This is a genomic window from Pseudomonas sp. 20P_3.2_Bac5 (assembly GCF_025466035.1).
Classification (GTDB): domain Bacteria; phylum Pseudomonadota; class Gammaproteobacteria; order Pseudomonadales; family Pseudomonadaceae; genus Aquipseudomonas.
In genome coordinates this window covers 141887-161356 of sequence record NZ_JANLOA010000105.1, presented here as the reverse complement: position 1 = coordinate 161356, position 19470 = coordinate 141887, and the positions used below count along the sequence as shown (strand labels likewise).

General features: G+C 59.8%; 16 protein-coding genes. 13 read left to right on the top strand and 3 right to left on the bottom strand.

What is annotated here, in order from left to right; genetic code table 11:
- Positions 1–3: 3 nt before the first annotated feature.
- The gene (locus tag NTD88_RS19510) at positions 4–1101 is read left to right on the top strand and encodes an amino acid ABC transporter permease (RefSeq protein WP_262154511.1); all 1098 of its coding nucleotides are present in this window, start codon (positions 4–6) and stop codon (positions 1099–1101) included.
- Positions 1102–1112: 11 nt separating this feature from the next.
- Positions 1113–1877: an amino acid ABC transporter ATP-binding protein gene (locus tag NTD88_RS19505; protein ID WP_095154605.1), complete on the top strand. Its 765-nt coding sequence runs from the start codon at positions 1113–1115 to the stop codon at positions 1875–1877.
- Between the two features lie 28 nt (positions 1878–1905).
- On the opposite strand, the gene algW is transcribed toward NTD88_RS19505, so the two are convergent.
- On the bottom strand, positions 1906–3063 hold the full coding sequence (gene algW / locus NTD88_RS19500) for a Do family serine endopeptidase AlgW (RefSeq protein ID WP_095154607.1): 1158 nt from the start codon (positions 3061–3063) through the stop codon (positions 1906–1908).
- Between the two features lie 239 nt (positions 3064–3302).
- Here algW and NTD88_RS19495 point away from each other — a divergent pair, with 239 nt between their 5' ends.
- The 3 genes from NTD88_RS19495 (at position 3303) to cysN (ending at position 7034) form a co-directional block, all read left to right on the top strand.
- A complete protein-coding gene (locus tag NTD88_RS19495; RefSeq protein WP_262128186.1) occupies positions 3303–4061 on the top strand; it encodes a Nif3-like dinuclear metal center hexameric protein in 759 nt (252 codons plus the stop codon).
- 138 nt (positions 4062–4199) lie between these two features.
- Complete coding sequence (gene cysD / locus NTD88_RS19490; protein ID WP_095154611.1) at positions 4200–5117, top strand: sulfate adenylyltransferase subunit CysD; 918 nt, start codon at positions 4200–4202, stop codon at positions 5115–5117.
- Positions 5118–5132: 15 nt separating this feature from the next.
- On the top strand, positions 5133–7034 hold the full coding sequence (gene cysN, locus NTD88_RS19485; RefSeq protein ID WP_095154613.1) for a sulfate adenylyltransferase subunit CysN: 1902 nt from the start codon (positions 5133–5135) through the stop codon (positions 7032–7034).
- 76 nt (positions 7035–7110) lie between these two features.
- Here the strand turns inward: cysN and NTD88_RS19480 are convergent, their stop codons facing one another.
- Entirely contained in the window at positions 7111–7590 is a 480-nt protein-coding gene (locus NTD88_RS19480) for an Lrp/AsnC family transcriptional regulator (RefSeq protein ID WP_262128298.1), read from the bottom strand.
- A 127-nt stretch (positions 7591–7717) separates the two neighbouring features.
- Between NTD88_RS19480 and NTD88_RS19475 the strand changes: the two genes are divergently transcribed.
- The 6 genes from NTD88_RS19475 (at position 7718) to NTD88_RS19450 (ending at position 16790) form a co-directional block, all read left to right on the top strand.
- A complete protein-coding gene (locus NTD88_RS19475; RefSeq protein WP_095154617.1) occupies positions 7718–8914 on the top strand; it encodes a methionine gamma-lyase in 1197 nt (398 codons plus the stop codon).
- Positions 8915–9143: 229 nt separating this feature from the next.
- Positions 9144–11228 (top strand): type I secretion system permease/ATPase, encoded by a 2085-nt coding sequence (locus NTD88_RS19470; protein WP_410017297.1) that lies wholly within the window; start codon positions 9144–9146, stop codon positions 11226–11228.
- Positions 11225–12640, top strand: a complete 1416-nt coding sequence (locus NTD88_RS19465) for an HlyD family type I secretion periplasmic adaptor subunit (protein WP_262154509.1) — start codon at positions 11225–11227, stop codon at positions 12638–12640. The genes NTD88_RS19470 and NTD88_RS19465 overlap by 4 nt, the downstream gene beginning before the upstream one ends.
- Before the next feature lie 262 nt (positions 12641–12902).
- Complete coding sequence (locus NTD88_RS19460) at positions 12903–13460, top strand: hypothetical protein (protein ID WP_262154508.1); 558 nt, start codon at positions 12903–12905, stop codon at positions 13458–13460.
- 526 nt (positions 13461–13986) lie between these two features.
- The gene (locus tag NTD88_RS19455; protein WP_262154507.1) at positions 13987–14688 is read left to right on the top strand and encodes a hypothetical protein; all 702 of its coding nucleotides are present in this window, start codon (positions 13987–13989) and stop codon (positions 14686–14688) included.
- On the top strand, positions 14688–16790 hold the full coding sequence (locus tag NTD88_RS19450; RefSeq protein ID WP_262154506.1) for a proprotein convertase P-domain-containing protein: 2103 nt from the start codon (positions 14688–14690) through the stop codon (positions 16788–16790). Before NTD88_RS19455 ends, NTD88_RS19450 begins: the two co-directional genes overlap by 1 nt.
- A 57-nt stretch (positions 16791–16847) precedes the next feature.
- On the opposite strand, the gene NTD88_RS19445 is transcribed toward NTD88_RS19450, so the two are convergent.
- A complete protein-coding gene (locus tag NTD88_RS19445) occupies positions 16848–17285 on the bottom strand; it encodes a YhcB family protein (protein WP_095154622.1) in 438 nt (145 codons plus the stop codon).
- A 141-nt stretch (positions 17286–17426) separates the two neighbouring features.
- Here NTD88_RS19445 and NTD88_RS19440 point away from each other — a divergent pair, with 141 nt between their 5' ends.
- Entirely contained in the window at positions 17427–18062 is a 636-nt protein-coding gene (locus tag NTD88_RS19440; RefSeq protein ID WP_262154505.1) for an alpha/beta hydrolase, read from the top strand.
- Between the two features lie 25 nt (positions 18063–18087).
- The gene (locus tag NTD88_RS19435; protein ID WP_262154504.1) at positions 18088–19437 is read left to right on the top strand and encodes a tryptophan--tRNA ligase; all 1350 of its coding nucleotides are present in this window, start codon (positions 18088–18090) and stop codon (positions 19435–19437) included.
- Positions 19438–19470 lie beyond the last annotated feature (33 nt).

Here is a 19470-nt window from a genome sequence, read left to right as displayed (position 1 = left end):
CGCATGACTTCCCATGTTTTCAAACCCGATATGCCGCCACCGGTGAAAACCGTCGGCGTACTCGCCTGGATGCGCGCCAACCTGTTCTCCAGCTGGATGAACACCCTGTTGACGCTGTTCGCCATCTACCTGGTCTGGCTGATCGTGCCGCCGCTGCTGCAGTGGTCGATCTTTGATGCCAACTGGGTCGGCACCACCCGCGCCGATTGCACCAAGGAAGGCGCCTGCTGGGTGTTCATCCAGCAGCGCTTCGGCCAGTTCATGTACGGCTATTACCCCACCGAGCTGCGCTGGCGGGTCGACCTGACGGTCTGGCTGGCCGTGATTGGCGCCGCGCCGTTGTTCATCACGCGCTTCCCGCGCAAGACGATCTACGGCCTGTGCTTCCTGGTTGCCTACCCGATCGTCGCCTACACCCTGCTGCACGGCGGGACTCTTGGTCTTGCCACGGTACCGACCAGCCAATGGGGCGGCCTGATGCTGACCCTGGTCATCGCCACCGTGGGCATTGTTGGCGCCTTGCCGCTTGGCATTCTGCTGGCCCTGGGCCGGCGCTCGAAAATGCCGGCGGTGAAAGTGGTCTGCGTGACCTTCATCGAGTTCTGGCGCGGCGTGCCGCTGATCACCGTGCTGTTCATGTCCTCGGTGATGCTGCCGCTGTTCCTGCCTGAAGGCATGAGCTTCGACAAGCTGCTGCGGGCGATGATCGGCGTCATCCTGTTCCAGTCGGCGTACATCGCCGAAGTGGTGCGCGGTGGTCTGCAGGCCATTCCCAAGGGCCAGTACGAAGCCGCCGCGGCCATGGGCCTCGGCTACTGGCGCTCGATGGGCCTGGTGATCCTGCCGCAAGCCCTGAAGCTGGTGATTCCCGGCATCGTCAACACCTTCATTGCCCTGTTCAAGGACACCAGCCTGGTGATCATCATCGGCCTGTTCGACCTGCTCAACAGCGTCAAGCAGGCGGCCGCCGACCCGGCCTGGCTGGGCATGGCGACCGAGGGCTACGTGTTCGCGGCCCTGGTGTTCTGGATTTTCTGTTTCGGTATGTCCCGCTACTCCATGCACCTGGAGCGCAAGCTGGACACAGGCCACAAGCGTTAGGAGAGATTTTGATGAGCGAAGCGATCAAACAGCCTGTTGGCCCTGAAGGCATTATCCAGATGCAGGGCGTGAACAAGTGGTACGGCCAGTTCCACGTGCTCAAGGACATCAACCTGAACGTGCGCCAGGGCGAGCGCATCGTGCTGTGCGGGCCTTCGGGCTCGGGCAAGTCCACCACCATCCGTTGCCTCAACCGCCTGGAAGAACACCAGCAAGGTCGCATCGTGGTCGATGGCGTGGAGCTGACCAACGACCTCAAGCAGATCGAGGCGATCCGCCGCGAAGTCGGCATGGTGTTCCAGCACTTCAACCTGTTCCCGCACCTGACCATCCTGCAGAACTGCACCCTGGCGCCGATGTGGGTGCGCAAGATGCCCAAGCGCAAGGCCGAGGAAATCGCCATGCACTACCTGGAGCGGGTGCGGATTCCGGAGCAGGCCAACAAGTTTCCCGGTCAGTTGTCCGGTGGTCAGCAACAGCGTGTGGCGATTGCCCGGGCGCTGTGCATGAAGCCGAAGATCATGCTGTTCGACGAGCCGACCTCGGCCCTCGATCCGGAAATGGTCAAGGAAGTGCTCGACACCATGGTCGGCCTGGCGGAAGACGGCATGACCATGCTCTGCGTGACCCACGAAATGGGCTTCGCCCGCACCGTGGCGAACCGGGTGATCTTCATGGACAAAGGGGAAATCGTCGAGCAGGCTGCGCCGGATGACTTCTTCGACCGGCCGCAGAACGAGCGAACCAAGCTGTTCCTGAGCCAGATCCTGCACTAATGAAAAGGGGCCGCAAGCGGCCCCGAAATCAGTTCTCTTCCTGCACCGCCGGCGCTGGCGGCGGTCGCAGACCTACCTCGGCAACCAGTTTCAGCGGCTTGCCATTGCGCACCACTTCGATCGCAACCTTCTCATTGGGCTTGATCCGCGCCACCTGGTTCATCGAGCGGCGGCCATCGCCGGCCGGTTCGCCATTGATGCTGAGGATTACGTCACCCAGTTGCAGACCGGCTTTCTGTGCCGGGCCGTCGCGGAAAATCCCCGCTACCACGATCCCGGGCCGGCCTTGCATGCCGAAGGATTCGGCCAGTTCCTGGCTCAGCGGCTGAACCTCGATGCCCAGCCAGCCGCGAATCACCTGGCCATGCTCGATGATCGACTTCATCACCTCCAGCGCCAGCTTGGTCGGAATGGCGAAGCCGATCCCTTGCGAGCCGCCGGACTTGGAGAAGATCGCCGTGTTGATACCGGTCAGGTTGCCGCTGGCATCTACCAGCGCGCCGCCGGAGTTGCCGGGGTTGATCGCCGCGTCGGTCTGGATGAAGTCTTCGTAGTTGTTCAGGCCCAACTGATTGCGCCCGGTGGCGCTGATGATACCCATGGTGACGGTCTGGCCGACCCCGAACGGGTTGCCGATGGCCAGGGCGACGTCGCCGATATGGATATTGTCGGAGCGGCCGATGGTGATGGCCGGCAGGTTCTTCAGGTCGATCTTGAGGACCGCGAGGTCGGTTTCCGGGTCGCTGCCGATGACCCGGGCCAGCGTTTCGCGGCCATCCTTGAGCGCCACCACGATCTGGTCGGCGCCGGCGGTCACGTGGTTGTTGGTCAGCAGGTAGCCTTCCGGGCTCATGATCACCGCCGAACCCAGGCTCGATTCCCAGCGTCGCTGCTTGGGCAGGTTGTCACCGAAGAAACGCCGGAACTGCGGGTCTTCGAACAGCGGGTGCGCGGACTTGTTGACCACTTTGGTGGTGTACAGGTTGGCTACCGCGGGCGCCGCGTGGCTGACCGCATCGGCGTAGGACACCGGGCCCTGGACGATGCTGGTGGTCTGCGGCGCTTGTTGCAGGTTGACGTCCTGGCTGGGCAGGCCGACCCATTGGGGAAAACGCTGGATGACCAGCAGCGCGATCAGCACGCCGGTGAACAGTGGCCAGCCGAAGTAACGCAAAGCCTTGAACATTGAATGGATCCTGGGGGGTTGGCCCGAGCCGATGACGCAGTGGGGAGTTAATGAACGCGCGCGATCATACTTCGGCAAGACCTGTGCAGGAACAGCTAAATCATTCGGCCTGTGACGACGTTGGCCGAATGCCCCCAGGTTGTTGCCGCCGGTTTCCCCAACACAGTCGACGGCCCATAATGGCGGGCATTATACGGGGCCTTGCGCCGCGCTGAACTGCTGAATTGAGGAGTCTTTCCATGGCTGTTGCCCTGACTACCCTGGTCGAGGAAGCCGACCGCTACCTCGGTAGCGCGAAAATCCAGGATTACTGCCCCAACGGCCTGCAGGTCGAAGGCCGGCCGCAGGTCACCCGGATCGTCAGCGGCGTGACCGCCAGCCAGGCGTTGCTGGATGCTGCCGTCGAGGCCGGGGCCGATCTGGTGCTGGTGCACCACGGTTATTTCTGGAAGGGCGAGAACCCCTGCATCACCGGCATGAAGCAGCGCCGCCTGAAAACCCTGTTGAAAAACGACCTGAGTTTGCTGGCGTACCACCTGCCGCTGGATGTCCACCCGGAAGTGGGCAACAACGTGCAACTGGCGCGGCAACTGGACATTACCGTGGAAGGCCCGCTAGACCCGAACAACCCACGGGTGGTGGGCCTGGTCGGCTCCCTGGCCGAACCCGTGTCGGCGCGGGATTTTGCCCGTCGCGTCAGTGAAGTGATGGGGCGCGAGCCATTGCTGATCGAGGGCGAGGAGATTATCCGTCGGGTCGGCTGGTGCACCGGCGGCGGCCAAGGCTATATCGATCAGGCGATCGCCGCCGGCGTCGACCTGTTCATCAGTGGCGAAGCCTCCGAGCAGACATTCCACAGTGCCCGGGAAAACGGCGTCAGCTTCATCGCCGCCGGCCACCACGCCACCGAGCGCTACGGTGTACAGGCGCTGGGCGACTACCTGGCGCGGCGTTTCGCCCTGGAACATCTGTTCATCGATTGCCCCAATCCGGTCTGAATCCTAAAACGACTGGGCATATCCATATACTGTTTCGTTCTAGCCGCCTTCCTAAATAGAATCGGGCGCTGTGATAAAGTTGCCCGCTCGAACACGGCCCGCTTGGCCGTCCATAAGATCGTTTTCCCGTGAGTAGCCATGGTCGACAAACTGACGCATTTGAAACAGTTGGAGGCGGAAAGCATCCACATCATTCGTGAGGTGGCCGCCGAGTTCGATAACCCGGTGATGCTGTATTCCATTGGCAAGGATTCGGCCGTGATGCTGCATCTGGCACGCAAGGCCTTCTTCCCTGGCAAGCTGCCGTTTCCAGTGATGCATGTCGACACCCAGTGGAAATTCCAGGAGATGTACAGCTTCCGCGACAAGATGGTCGAGGAAATGGGCCTTGAACTGATCACCCACGTCAACCCGGAAGGTGTGGCGCAGGGCATCAACCCGTTCACCCATGGCAGCTCCAAGCACACCGACATCATGAAGACCCAGGGCCTGAAACAGGCGCTGGACAAGCATGGTTTCGACGCCGCCTTCGGTGGCGCGCGCCGCGACGAAGAGAAGTCCCGCGCCAAGGAACGCGTCTATTCCTTCCGCGACAGCAAGCACCGCTGGGACCCGAAGAACCAGCGTCCCGAGCTGTGGAACGTCTACAACGGCAAGGTCAACAAGGGCGAGTCGATTCGCGTCTTCCCGCTGTCCAACTGGACCGAGCTGGACATCTGGCAGTACATCTACCTCGAAGGCATCCCGATCGTCCCGCTGTACTTCGCCGCCGAGCGTGAAGTCATCGAGAAGAACGGCACCCTGATCATGATCGACGACGATCGCATCCTCGAGCACCTCAGCGACGAGGAAAAGGCCCGTATCGTCAAGAAGAAGGTGCGTTTCCGTACCCTCGGCTGCTACCCGCTGACGGGCGCCGTCGAGTCGGAGGCCGAAACCCTGACGGACATCATTCAGGAAATGCTCCTGACCCGTACGTCCGAACGCCAGGGCCGTGTCATCGACCACGATGGCGCCGGCTCCATGGAAGACAAGAAACGCCAAGGCTACTTCTAATTTCAGGGTTACTCCATGTCGCACCAATCTGATCTGATCAGCGAGGACATCCTCGCCTACCTGGCCCAGCACGAGCGCAAGGAACTGCTGCGTTTCCTGACCTGCGGCAACGTCGACGACGGCAAGAGCACCCTGATCGGGCGCCTGCTGCACGACTCCAAGATGATCTACGAGGACCACCTCGAGGCCATCACCCGCGATTCGAAGAAAGTCGGCACCACGGGCGAAGACATCGACCTGGCGTTGCTGGTCGACGGCCTGCAGGCCGAGCGTGAGCAGGGCATCACCATCGATGTGGCCTACCGCTATTTCTCCACCGCCAAGCGCAAGTTCATCATTGCCGACACCCCCGGCCATGAGCAGTACACCCGCAACATGGCCACCGGTGCGTCCACCTGTGACCTGGCGATCATCCTGGTCGATGCCCGTTACGGCGTGCAGACCCAGACTCGCCGCCACAGCTACATCGCGTCGTTGCTGGGCATCAAGCACATCGTCGTCGCCATCAACAAGATGGACCTCAAGGGCTTCGATGAGCAGGTCTTCGAGTCGATCAAGGCCGACTACCTGAAGTTCGCCGAGGGCATCAACCTTCAGCCGAGCAGCCTGCACTTCGTGCCGATGTCCGCGCTCAAGGGCGATAACGTGGTCAACCGCAGCGAGCGTTCGCCGTGGTACACCGGCCCCGCGCTAATGGAAATCCTCGAGACCGTTGAAGTCGCCGCCGACCGCAATTTCACCGACCTGCGCTTCCCGGTGCAGTACGTCAACCGTCCGAACCTGAACTTCCGGGGCTTCGCCGGCACCATCGCCAGCGGCGTGGTGCACAAGGGTGACGACGTGGTAGTGCTGCCGTCGGGCAAGAGCAGCCGCGTCAAATCCATCGTCACCTACGAAGGTGAGCTGGAGAACGCAGGCCCAGGCCAGGCCGTAACCCTGACCATGGAAGACGAGATCGACATCTCCCGTGGCGACCTGCTGGTTCACGCCGACAACGTACCGCCGGTGACCGACCAGTTCGACGCGATGCTGGTGTGGATGTCCGAAGAGCCACTGCTGCCGGGCAAGAAATACGACATCAAGCGCGCCACCAGCTATGTGCCGGGCTCGGTTGCCAGCATCACCCACAAGGTCGATGTGAACACCCTGGAGCAGGGTGCCGCGAGCGCACTGCAACTGAACGAGATCGGCCGGGTCAAGGTCAGCCTCGATACCGCCATCGCCCTGGACGGTTACGACAGCAACCGCACCACCGGCGCGTTCATCGTTATCGACCGCCTGACCAACGGCACCGTCGGTGCAGGCATGATCATCGCGCCTCCGGTCCTGCCACACGGCAGCACCGGTCAGCATGGCAAGCTGGCCCACGTCGCGACCGAAGAGCGCGCGCTGCGCTTCGGCCAGCAGCCGGCCACCGTGCTGTTCAGCGGCCTGTCCGGCGCTGGCAAGAGCACCCTGGCCTATGCCGTGGAGCGCAAGCTGTTCGACATGGGCCGTGCGGTCTACGTCCTCGACGGCCAGAACCTGCGTCATGACCTGAACAAGGGTCTGCCACAGGACCGCGCCGGTCGCACCGAGAACTGGCGTCGTGCCGCCCACGTGGCGCGTCAGTTCAACGAAGCCGGCCTGCTGACCCTGGCCGCATTCGTTGCCCCCGATGCCGAAGGCCGCGAGCAGGCCAAGGCGCTGATCGGCAAGGAGCGTCTGGTGACCGTTTACGTCCAGGCGTCCCCGCAAGCCTGTCGCGAGCGTGACCCGCAAGGCCTGTACGCCGCTGGCGGCGACAACATCCCGGGCGAGAGCTTCCCGTACGATGTGCCGCTGAACGCCGACCTGGTCATCGACACCCAATCCACCAGCGTGGAAGAGGGCGTCAAGCAGGTGCTGGACGTGCTGCGTGAGCGTGGCGCGATCTAAGCGTCGACGCTGAAAAACAAGAAACCCGCGATGGTGAAAACCATCGCGGGTTTTTTTGTGCTTGGCGAGGGTGGACTCAGATGTGCTTCTCCGACACCGGGATCACCCGTTTTTCCTTCACCGCCTTATAGGAAAAGCTCGAATAGATTTCTTTCACACCCGGTAACGATTGCAGCACCTCGCGGGCGAATTCGCCGAAGGACTCCAGGTCCCGCGCCAGCACTTCCAACAGGAAGTCATAGCGCCCGGAAATATTGTGGCAGGCGACGATTTCGGGGATTTCCATCAGCCGCTGTTCGAAGGCGCGGGCCATGTCCTTGGTGTGTGAGTCCATCATGATGCTGACGAAGGCGGTGACGCCGAAGCCCAGGGCCTTAGGTGACAGGATCGCCTGGTAACCATTGATATAGCCGCTTTCCTCCAGCAGCTTGACCCGCCGCCAGCAGGGCGAGGTGGTCAGGGCGACGTTGTCGGCCAATTCCGAAATGGTCAGTCGGGCGTTGTCCTGAAGGGCCGCGAGGAGGGCGCGGTCGGTGCGGTCGATGGCGTTGGGCAAAATTTGCCCTATCTTCGCCGAATCATGAGCTTTCATGCCTGCAATACCCCAAGGCGGTGGTCACATTTGGAAAAATATTAGTCGGTCAGTGGCATAAGCTTATTACAAACCACAAGAGGCTGTTGTCATGAGCGGCTCGACCAGAAACCCAGGATTCGCCACCCGTGCCATTCACCATGGCTACGACCCACAGGCCCACGGAGGGGCGCTGGTGCCGCCGATCTACCAGACGGCCACATTCGCTTTTCCCACTGTCGAATACGGCGCGGCGTGTTTTGCCGGCGAAGAAGCCGGGCATTTCTACAGCCGTATCTCCAACCCCACCTTGGCGTTGCTGGAGGCGCGAATGGCGTCACTGGAAGGTGGCGAGGCAGGTCTGGCCCTGGCCTCCGGCATGGGCGCTATTACCGCCACCTTGTGGACGCTGCTGCGCCCCGGCGACGAAGTGCTGCTGGGCAGCACGTTGTATGGCTGCACCTTCGCCTTTCTGCACCACGGCATCGGTGAGTTCGGCGTCAAGCTCAAGCATGTCGATATGGCCGACCTGAAAGCGGTCGAGGCTGCCATCACACCGGCAACGCGGCTGATCTATTTCGAGTCGCCCGCCAACCCCAACATGCACCTGGCCGACATCGCCGGTGTCGCGAAGATCGCCCATCGCCACGGCGCGACACTGGTCGTCGACAACACCTATTGCACGCCCTACCTGCAACGCCCGCTGGAGCTGGGCGCGGACCTGGTGGTGCATTCGGCGACCAAGTACCTCAGCGGTCATGGCGACATCACTGCGGGGCTGGTGGTCGGGCGCAAGGCGCTGGTGGACCGCATCCGCCTGGAAGGGCTCAAGGACATGACCGGTGCGGTGCTCTCGCCTCACGATGCGTCGTTGCTGATGCGTGGCCTGAAGACCCTCAACCTGCGCATGGACCGCCACTGTTCCAATGCAATGGCCGTGGCCGAATTCCTCCAGCAACAGCCGGAAGTCGAGCTACTGCATTACCCCGGCTTGCCGTCCTTCCCGCAGTACGCCCTGGCGAAGCGGCAAATGGCGCTGCCGGGCGGCATGCTGGCGTTCGAGCTAAAGGGCGGCATTACTGCCGGCCGCCGCTTCATGAATGCCCTGCAATTGTTCAGCCGCGCGGTCAGCCTGGGGGATGCCGAGTCGCTGGCGCAGCACCCAGCGAGCATGACCCATTCCAGCTACACGCCGGAGGAGCGGGCCCGCTACGGGATTTCCGAAGGGCTGGTGCGGTTGTCGGTGGGGCTGGAGGATGTCGAGGACTTGTTGGCGGATATCAAACACGCGTTGCGGGCGCAAGATTGAGTAGAAGGGGATTACAACTAGTTACCTGACTTCCTGTAGTCCCCTTACAAGACCTCGATTTTGTTACCGAAATTTCTGTCGCCATTGCAGGATCCAGCATGATTTTTCTCACCAGTGAATGAGCCTAGTTTTCGGGGATGCTTTTCCCGGACATGAGGCACTCGCGGTGGCGACAGACAATCGGAATCAACAAGGCGAGTGGCTGGACTCTGGTCTGGCATGCCTGGTCATGCTGGCGCGTTATCACAATACGGTGGCTAGCGCAGAGCAACTTGTTCACCGCTTCGCGGCCGGCAGGGCGCGCTTTTCCACCCCTCAGTTACTTCAGGCGTTCAAGCAGCTCGACCTCAAGGTCACGCTGTCCACGTGCACGGTTGAGCGTCTTCCCCGGTTGCCGCTACCGGCCATTGCCATTGACCGCGACGGTGAGTACTTCATCCTTGCCCGGCTCGAGGGCAGTCAGGCGCTGGTTCAGGATCCCCGTACAGCGACCCCGCAAGTACTGACGCTCGACGCCCTGGGCAAACGCTGGAGTGGTGAGGTGATCCTTGTGCGTTCGCAGGCGCTCCTGCCCGGCGTAGCGGCGCGATTCGACTTCACCTGGTTCATCCCCGCCGTAGTGAAGCACCGAAAGCTACTGGCTGAAACGCTGTTCGTGTCGTTCGTCCTGCAGCTGTTTGCCCTGGTGACACCGCTGTTTTTCCAGGTGGTGATGGACAAGGTTCTGGTGCACCGGGGGCTGACCACGCTTGACGTAATCGTGGTCGGGTTGCTCGCGATTACCCTGTTCGAAAGCCTGCTCAGCCTGTTGCGCACCTATGTTTTTGCCCACACGGCCAGCCGCATGGACGTGGAGTTGGGAAAGCGGCTGTTTCAACACCTGGTGGAATTGCCACTGGCGTATTTTCGGTCGCGCCGGGTGGGTGACTCCATCGCCCGTGTGAGAGAGCTTGAAAACATCCGCAGTTTTCTCACCGGGAACAGCATCACCCTGGTGCTGGACGTGCTGTTTTCCATCGTGTTCATCGCGGTCATGTTCGCCTACAGCGGATGGCTGACCCTGGTGGTGGTGGCATCGCTGCCGCTGTATGTACTGATCTCCCTGCTGCTCACCCCGATACTGCGTGCCCGGCTGGAACAGAGTTTCAACCGCGGCGCCGAAAACCAGGCATTTCTGGTCGAGACCATCAATGGCATCGACACCCTCAAGTCGATGGCGGTGGAACCGCAGGTCACGCGGCGCTGGGACGACCAACTGGCCGCCTATGTATCGGCCAGTTTCAAGACGCAGAACCTTTCCACCCTCGCCCATGAGAGCGCTGCGTTGATCGGCAAGCTGGTCACCGTCATCACCCTGTGGCTGGGCGCGCGGCTGGTCATCGATGGAGAACTGACAGTCGGCCAGTTGATTGCCTTCAACATGCTTGCTGGCCGCGTGTCGCAACCGATCATGCGCCTGGCTCAACTGTGGAGCGGTTTCCAGCAGGTTGGGCTGTCTATTCAGCGACTGGGCGACATTCTCAATACCCGGACCGAAGCGAACCATGGCAACGGCAGCGTGTTGCCGAAACTGGTCGGGCGTATCGAACTCGACCAGGTGAGCTTTCGTTACCGGCCCGATGCCAGTGAAGCATTGCGTGCGGTTAGCCTTCAGATCGAGGCCGGCGAGCTGATTGGCGTCGTGGGCCGCTCTGGCTCCGGCAAAAGCACTCTGACCCGGCTGATCCAGCGCCTCTATTCGCCGGAGCGCGGCCGGGTGCTGCTCGACGGCATGGACCTGGCGATCGCGGATGTCTCCTCCCTGCGCCGGCAGATCGGTGTCGTACTGCAGGACAACATGCTGTTTCGCCGCAGTGTCCGCGACAACATCGCCCTCAGCGACCCTGGCGCGCCGATCGAGGACATCGTGCGGGTGGCGAAGCTGGCGGGCGCCCATGATTTCATCCTCGAATTGCCCGAGGGCTACGACACGATGGTGGGGGAGCATGGCGCCTCGTTGTCGGGCGGGCAGCGGCAGCGCCTCGCCATTGCCCGGGCCTTGCTGAGCAATCCGCGGATCCTGATTCTCGACGAGGCCACCAGTGCCCTCGACTACGAGTCGGAGCGGATCATCCAGCAGAACATGGCGCATATCTGTCGCGAGCGCACGGTCATCATCATTGCTCACCGGTTGTCTGCCGTGCGCCATGCCAACCGCATTCTGGTGATGGAGCGCGGGCAGATTGTCGAGCAAGGCCCTCATGAGCAGTTGCTCCGCAAACCTGATGGTGTCTATGCCCACCTGCACCGATTGCAGCAGGGGGGCGGCGAATGACTGCCCTCAGGATGCTGATGGCGCGTTATCGCGAGGTTTGGCGTGAAGCCTGGCGTCAGCGCCGCTCGATGGACGGGCCGCAGCGAACGCGACACGAACTTGAGTTCCTGCCTGCCGCACTCGCGTTGCAGGAAACACCCGTGCATCCCGCGCCGCGTTACCTGCAACGGATCTTGCTGCTCTTCGCGGCCCTGACCCTCGCCTGGGCCTGCATCGGCGAAATCGATGTTGTCGCCAGTGCCGCGGGAAAGATCGTTCCCAGTGGTCGGAGCAAGTTGATCCAGGCCAGTGAGGGCGCCGTTATCCGTGTTATCCACGTCAGCGACGGGCAAGTCGTCAAGGCCGGTGATCTTCTGGTGGAACTGGAAGACCGGATAACGGCCGCCGAGGTCGAGCGACTGGGCAGTGAGCTGCTGGCAGCCCGTATCGACAAGGCCAGGGCGCAGGCGTTGTTGTCAGCCATCGAGCGACAGCGCGAACCGGAACCGCTGGCAGCGCTTATACCCGACGCACCCGCCGTGCAAAAACAGGCCGCGCAACGTTGGTTGCAGGGGCAGTACCTGGAATTGCGTGCGGCCCTCGATCAGGTGACGGCTGAAATCGAACAGCGCAGCGCCGAGATCCGCTCCGCCAGTGCCCGGGTCGAGTCGCTGCAGCAGATGTTGGTCATCACCCGGCAACTGGCCGCTGACTACAAACTGCTGTGGCGGGAGTCGGCCATGGCCAAGCACCTGTACCTGGAAAAGGAACAGATTCGCCTCGACCAGGAGCGGGAACTGACGACGCAGCGTTTGCGGGTGGAGGAACTGACCGCGGCGAAAAACGCCGCCAGCCACCGTCATGCCGGTGTCATCGCGCAAACCCGAAGGGCAATGCTCGACCTCTACGGCGAAGCCGGACAGCGGGTTGCAGCCCTGACGCTTGAGGTGAGCAAGGCCGAACAACGGCATCGCCTGAAGACCCTAACATCGCCGGTCGATGGCACTGTCCAGCAATTGGCGATTCACACACGTGGGGGTGTTGTTACCGAAGCGCAGACGCTGATGGTGATTGTTCCGGTCAAGCAGCCCGTTGAAGTGGAAGTGCAATTCGAGAACAAGGACATCGGCTTTGTTTTTCCTGGTCAGCCGGTAGAAATAAAGATCGAGACGTTCACGTTTACCAAGTACGGCGTGATTCCCGGTGTTGTTCAAAGTATTTCGAGCGACGCCATCGAGGATGAACGGCGCGGGTTGATGTACAGCGCCAGGGTGAAACTGGAACAAAGCCATATTCGAGTGAATGAGCGGGACATTCCGTTATCTGCGGGTATGGCTGTGCGTGCGGAAGTGATAACGGATAGGCGCAAGGTGATCAGTTATTTCTTGAGTCCGTTGCAGCGGCATGTGCGGGAGAGTTTGGGGGAGCGGTGAGTTCGATGAAAATAATCCCCAATTAACGAGTGTCAGACCTGGAGGATGCTAGGTGTTAATTCTGAGGTGGTTTTTTTCTGTATTTACATTTACGTGGAATTTGCTCAGGGTTCTTGCGGCTTCACTAATTTTTTTATTGGGGGTTATATGTTTGAAGGTGATATTTGACTGGGTTGTTAGCCCTCCCGTTGTCCCGGGTTTTTATGATCCCTATACGTGCGGAAAAATTTCTGGGTATGTGCTCAGGTATCCCAAGGCGTACGTGAAATTTTGGCCGGAGTATGAGGGGGAAAGTTCATGGGGTCCCGGATTTATCAAAAATAAAAAAGGGTGTGGTGCGAATTTGAGATCGTTAACGATGATGATGTCTTGGCCGGATATGAAACCAGTTAGTTTTAGCGTTGGGGCTTCATCGGAGTTTACCGGGGTGATCATTACGATTATGCCTTTGTTGCCAGTATTTAAAGGTATGTCGAAGGTGTTGGAGACTTCGCTTGACTTTGTTACACCTGAACAAATGTGCGGGGCAAAGTATAAAAATGATCTCGGGTTGTATCACGTCAGAGGTTACGGTCCTGTCTGGAGAGATAGTTATTCTGATTTTTATTGGAGCGAGCGAGATGGGGCGGTGGAACACTTGATTTATTGCCTCTGGTTACCAATCCAGAACAAAAACTATAGATGCATGGCGAGGTTTTTAATTCCGGAGCTTGATGCTTTCGCGGAAGTTGAATTTCCGTCAGAAGATATAAGTTTATGGCGCGAGATTTTAACCGATTCAGTAAGTTTTTTTAATGATGGTTTGATTGGGAGTGAGTGATGAATAAATTGACGGCGCAGGACTTGGATCACGCTAGAGCAGTTCTCGAGGGAGAGGGACCTGTCGTCATGTATAAGTACTTGGCGGCGAGGGGGGATCGATACGCGATTCTTGCGAGTGGTGTAGTAAGTGCTGACTCTGTTGCGGGGTCGCAGCAATTAGCTGTATGAAATCGGTTGCGGAGGAAGTTCGAATTCCGCTTGCTGAAAAGGTAACTTCTAAAGTTGTGAAGAATATGGCTGCGGCGTAATTGGAACAAAGCCATATTTGAGTGAATGAGTGGGGCATTCCGTTATCTGCGGGTATGGCTGTGCGCGCGGAAGTGATAACGGATAGGCGCAAGGTGCTCAGTCATTTTTTTGAGTCTGTTGCAGGGGCATGTGCGGGAGAGTTTGGGGAAGCGGTGAGTTCGATGAAAATAATCCACAATTAACGAGTGTCAGGCCTGGAGGGGTGCGAGGTGTTTATTCGGGGTTGGGGAGTTTCTGCATTTAAATTTGTATGGAGGTTGTTCAGGTTTTTAGCGGTGTCGTTGGTTTTTTTGTGGGGACTTCTATTTCTTAAGCTGATTTTTGAGTGGGCTGTTAGCCCTCCCGCTGTTCCAGTTTTTTATGATCCCTATACGTGCGGAAAAATTTCCGGGTATGTGCTCAGGTATCCCAAGGCGTATGTGAAGTATTGGCCGGAGTATGAAGGGAAAAGCTCATGGGAGCCCGGATTTATCCACAATAAAAAGGGGTGCGGTGCGAACTTGAGATCACTAACAATGATGATGTCTTGGCCGGAGATGAAACCGGTAAGTCTTATTGTTGGTGGTTCTTCGGATTTTAAAGGGTTGACCGTCACGATTGTGCCCGTGCTACCTATATTCAAAGGCATGTCCCGAGTTTCGGAAGTCTCCCTTAGATTTTTGACACCTGATCAGCATAACAGTGCTGAATACCGAGATGACTTAGGTTTGCATCATGTAAGAGGCTACAACAATACATCGCGTAATAGTTATTCGGATTTTTACTGGGGAGGGCAAGATGGACAGATAGAGTATGTTATTTCCTGTCGTTGGTTGTTGATGCAACAAAGAAATTCTACATGCGAAGCAAGATTTATGATTCCGGAGCTTGAGGCTTTGTCAGAAGTTCGCTTTCCACCTGAAAAAATAAAATTATGGCGAGAGTTTGTTGAATCTTCAACGTTGTTTTTTAATGATGGCTTGATTGGGAGTGAATGATGGCTAAGTTGACTATGCAAGATATTGAAAGTGCTAGGGCGCTTCTCCATAGTGAAGGCCCGGCTGCGATGTATGACTATCTGGCTGCTCAAGGTGACCGTTACGCAGTTCTTGCGAACGGTGTGGTGAAGGTCGACTCTATAGCAGGGGTTGCCGCGCTTAGCTATATGAAGTCAGTGGCGAAAGATGCAGGCGCACCATTGGATGATATCGGTATATCAAAGATAATGTTTAATATGGGGGCGGGTTATCTAGATAATCGGATTGCCAATATGGAGGGCGGCGTTGTCGATACGGATATAGATTATGAGGGTGCGACAATACTTCACAATGAAACTTTTGAAGGTGTCGGTCTTCCTCATGAAGCCTGGACACTACACGCGGTGCTCGATGTTCTGACTGAAGAGGGAAAAAATGCAGATGCGCGTGCTGCCGTGCGGTTGGCCGAGTCGTGGATCGGCCAGGCCACTACCTCGAATGAAAAAGTATTGTCGGTTGCGAGCGAAGTGCTCGGGCAATCGGTTTCTCCCGGGGATGCCTTACGTTTTTCGTTGGCAATGGACGCCGGGGTACAGATAGAGCATGTCGAGATCGATGTCGATGCGCTGGTGGGACGGTTGGGAGACCTGACCCTGAGGTTGATTTCCCCGACGGGGACGCAGAGCCTGTTGCTCGATCGTTCGGGCAAGGCGCCGGGGAGTGGTGCTGACGACCTTGGCAGTCCGCGTGAAGGTGCGTTCAGGTACACCTTCATGTCCACTCACGATTGGGGCGAGGCCTCTGCAGGCGCCTGGACGCTGGAGGTGAGCAATGCCGCCAATGGTTTGCCCGTGACGTTGAACAGTTGGGCGCTGCGTGTGTCCGGCACAGCCACCACCCGCGACGACACCTACTTTTATACCAATGGATATGCCGTCGCGGTGATGCACCAGCCCGAACGGGGTGTGCTGGATGACGCGATCAACGGGCAAGCGGGTGGTCGTAATACCCTGAATGCGGCTGCGGTGAGCGGTGATGTTTCGGTCGATCTGGGTACGGGCGTCGCCAGTATTGGCGGTACGGGATTGACGCTGGCCAATGGTGGTATTCAAAACCTGATCAGCGGCGATGGTAACGACACGTTGGTGGCCGCTGGTGAAGATGCCCTGCTCGACGCCGGGCGTGGTCGCAACCGCCTGGTGGGTGGTACGGGCAAGGACGTGTTTGTAGTGCACCGGCGGGAGGGTGGTCAGGATGCGCTGGAGAATTTCGAGGTGGGTCGCGATGTAGTCGAACTGATCGGGTTCAGCGGAAAGCAGTTTGGCGACCTGCAGCCCGAGCCTGGCGAGAGCGGTTTCAAACTCGGCCTGGGGGATGGGCAATCCCTGATATTTCCGGGGCAGGTTGCGTCGGCAGTGGGCGCGTCGGATTTTCGCTTCAGGGATACCTTCGTTGCACCGCCGCATTATGTCGACAGCAGCATTGTCGAGCAGACCGTAGAAGCGCCGGGCGTTGTCTTGCTCAATGGCGGCGGAGGTGGTGTGAGTTATTCCACTGATGCAACAGGCCAGTTCGTGGCGTCGTTGTCGGGCACGGTGTACAGCCGGGATAACGGGGCGAAGGATGTGTTTGTGGTGGTGAGGCAGGAGGGTGTGGACAACTACCGCAACGCGCTGCGTGGTTTCAGGCATGGCATCGACAAGATCGATTTGAGCCAGACCGGCATCAGCAGCTTTGATGCGCTCGACCTGAGCAAGGTCAACCGGGCCACCATCAATGGTTTGTCGCAGATTCACGGCGTATCGGTGCGCACCTCCGCCTTGGGGGACGGTGCCAAGCCTGTGGAGTTGCTCTATCTGGATACGCTCGAGCTTGCACAGATCTCTCGGGATGACTTCATTTTTGCGGATGCAGGGCAGGCTGTTGCTGTTCCGGTTGTCGCGGAGGGTGATAGCGCGCAAACAGCGCAGTTGCTGGTGGCCAGCGCGGACCTGCGGGCATTGCCCGACATCGGAAACCTGATCGACTCGATGGCGGCATTTGCACCGCCGTCTTCGGCAGGGTTCTTCCCAAGGGGAGATCAGGCGTTGGCGTGGCAACCGACGCTCGCGGTCAGTGCCTGACGGGCGTGTCGAATAACGGGCCTAATAAAAAGCCCCGCGGGTGCGGGGCTTCGGGGGTCAGTTGCGCTTGAGTCCATAATGCTCGTCGAGCATGCCCGGTGTATTCGGCGCTTTGGGCGCGTAGTCACGCGGGACTTCGGTGTCCTTTGGCGGAGTCAGGCGATCACGCGGACCTTGTGGCGCGTCGGAGTGCAGGGCAGCCAGCAGGCGCTGACGGGTCAGTTCATCCAGTGCCAGGCGGTTGGCGCCATCGGCCAGGTGATCCTGCACTTCCTGGTAGCTTTGGGTAAGTTTCTTGACCAGAGCCGCGGTGCTGTTGAAGTGGGTCACCACTTCATTCTGGTAGCTGTCGAAGCGTTCCTGGATATCGTCCAACTGCCGCTGGGTGCTGCTCGGTGCGGCATTGGGCAGAAGGCGGGCAACCAGGAAACCAACGACGACACCCACTGCCAGGGCCAGGGTCGGCAACAACCAAACTAAGAGCGAGAGTTCCACGAGTCCTTCCTCTATAAACGGCTTTGCTTTACGTTAACGGCTCGGACCTGCGCTGTATACCGCGAAGCATCGCAAATATCTCAGAACAGAATCATTCAGCTAGACGAGTCGACCCTTGCCGGGGTCACGGAGTTTAATTCCTTGCTTACCCGCGAAACCCCCGTATTCATCGACGGCCCGGTCGGCCAACTGGAAGCGCTTTATCAGGAGACGGCCGACGCCCCTGGCGCGGTGCTGATCTGCCACCCCAATCCGGTCCAGGGCGGAACCATGCTGAACAAGGTGGTTTCGACGCTGCAGCGTACCGCGCGGGACGCCGGTCTGATCACCCTGCGCTTCAATTATCGTGGCGTTGGTGCCAGCGAGGGCAGCCACGACATGAGCAGCGGTGAAGTGGATGATGCCCAGGCCGCCGCCGCCTGGCTACGGGAAAAGCACCCGGACTTGTCGTTGACCCTGCTCGGTTTCTCCTTCGGCGGTTTCGTCGCCGCTGCGCTCGGCGGCCGTCTGGAGGCCGAAGGTGCAGCGCTGAAGCAGTTGTTCATGATCGCACCCGCGGTGATGCGCCTGGGAGACAGCCATGCGATCCCGCAGCACTGCCCGCTGACCGTCATCCAGCCGGACGCCGACGAAGTGATCGAGCCTCGCGTCGTCTACGACTGGTCCGCTGAACTGCCGCGTCCCCATGAGCTGCTGAAAGTGGCAGAATGCGGACACTTTTTTCATGGCAAGCTGACCGACCTCAAGGATCTGGTGCTGCCGCGTCTTTCGAACTGAGCCAAGCCTGAATAAGCGATAACCCATGACTACGCGCATCCTCACCGGTATCACCACCACCGGCACCCCGCACCTGGGCAACTACGCCGGTGCCATCCGCCCGGCGATCCTCGCCAGCCAGCAGCCGGGTGCCGACTCGTTCTACTTCCTCGCCGACTACCACGCCCTGATCAAATGCGATGACCCGCAGCGCATCCAGCGCTCGCGTCTGGAAATCGCCGCGACCTGGCTGGCTGGTGGCCTGGACCCCGAGAAGGTGACCTTCTATCGCCAGTCCGACATTCCCGAGATTCCCGAGCTGACCTGGCTGCTGACCTGTGTCGCTGCCAAGGGCCTGCTCAACCGCGCGCATGCCTACAAGGCGTCGGTGGACAAGAACCTGGAAAACGGCGAAGACCCGGATGCCGGCGTGAGCATGGGCCTGTACAGCTATCCGGTGCTGATGGCTGCGGACATCCTGATGTTCAACGCGCACAAGGTGCCGGTGGGCCGTGACCAGATCCAGCACGTGGAAATGGCGCGGGATATCGGCCAGCGCTTCAACCACCTGTTCGGCCAGGGCAAGGACTTCTTCGTCCTGCCGGAAGCGGCGATCGAGGAAAGCGTGGCGACCCTGCCGGGCCTGGACGGTCGCAAGATGTCCAAGAGCTACGACAACACCATCCCGCTGTTCAGCAGCGCGAAGGACATGAAGGACGCGATCTCCCGCATCGTCACCGACTCCCGCGCGCCGGGTGAGGCGAAGGATCCGGACAATTCGCACCTGTTCACGCTCTATCAAGCCTTCTCCACGCCAGCACAGGCCGACGCCTTCCGCAGCGAGCTGCTGCAGGGCCTGGGCTGGGGCGATGCCAAGCAGCAACTGTTCCAGTTGCTCGACGGCCAACTGGGCGAAGCTCGCGAGCGTTACCACCAACTGATTACCCGCCCGGCGGACCTGGAGGACATCCTCCTGGCCGGCGCGCGGAAAGCCCGCAAGGTCGCGACCCCGTTCCTCGAGCAACTGCGTGAAGCGGTGGGCCTGCGCTCGTTCCGCGCCCTCGATCAGGGCCCGGCCGAAGTGAAGAAAAAGGCCGCGAAAGCCGCGCGCTTCGTCAGCTTCCGTGATGAAGACGGCAGCTTCCGCTTCCGCCTGCTGGGCGCTGATGGCGAGCAACTGCTGCTTTCCCGCAGCTTCGCCGATGGCAAGACCGCCGGTGCCGTGACCAAGCAACTGCAGCAAGGTCAGGCGCTGGACGTCCGTGAGGAAGGTTTGGGCTTCAGCCTGTGGCTGGAAGGCGAGAGCGTGGCCGATGGCCCGCAGTTCGACGATGCCGCGGCCCGTGACAGCGCCATCGAAGCTCTGCGCGCGGCGCTGGCGCCTCAACAGGACTGACGGCTTATCGGAAGTCTGATTGCCATTACCCGG

Excerpts from the sequence above, each read along its gene's own strand:
- NTD88_RS19510 (WP_262154511.1), top strand. The coding sequence starts at position 4 with ATGACTTCCCATGTTTTCAAACCCGATATGCCGCCACCGGTGAAAACC.
- NTD88_RS19505 (WP_095154605.1), top strand. The coding sequence starts at position 1,113 with ATGAGCGAAGCGATCAAACAGCCTGTTGGCCCTGAAGGCATTATCCAG.
- algW (WP_095154607.1), bottom strand. The coding sequence starts at position 3,063 with ATGTTCAAGGCTTTGCGTTACTTCGGCTGGCCACTGTTCACCGGCGTG.
- NTD88_RS19495 (WP_262128186.1), top strand. The coding sequence starts at position 3,303 with ATGGCTGTTGCCCTGACTACCCTGGTCGAGGAAGCCGACCGCTACCTC.
- cysD (WP_095154611.1), top strand. The coding sequence starts at position 4,200 with ATGGTCGACAAACTGACGCATTTGAAACAGTTGGAGGCGGAAAGCATC.
- cysN (WP_095154613.1), top strand. The coding sequence starts at position 5,133 with ATGTCGCACCAATCTGATCTGATCAGCGAGGACATCCTCGCCTACCTG.
- NTD88_RS19475 (WP_095154617.1), top strand. The coding sequence starts at position 7,718 with ATGAGCGGCTCGACCAGAAACCCAGGATTCGCCACCCGTGCCATTCAC.
- NTD88_RS19470 (WP_410017297.1), top strand. The coding sequence starts at position 9,144 with ATGCTGGCGCGTTATCACAATACGGTGGCTAGCGCAGAGCAACTTGTT.
- NTD88_RS19465 (WP_262154509.1), top strand. The coding sequence starts at position 11,225 with ATGACTGCCCTCAGGATGCTGATGGCGCGTTATCGCGAGGTTTGGCGT.
- NTD88_RS19450 (WP_262154506.1), top strand. The coding sequence starts at position 14,688 with ATGGCTAAGTTGACTATGCAAGATATTGAAAGTGCTAGGGCGCTTCTC.
- NTD88_RS19435 (WP_262154504.1), top strand. The coding sequence starts at position 18,088 with ATGACTACGCGCATCCTCACCGGTATCACCACCACCGGCACCCCGCAC.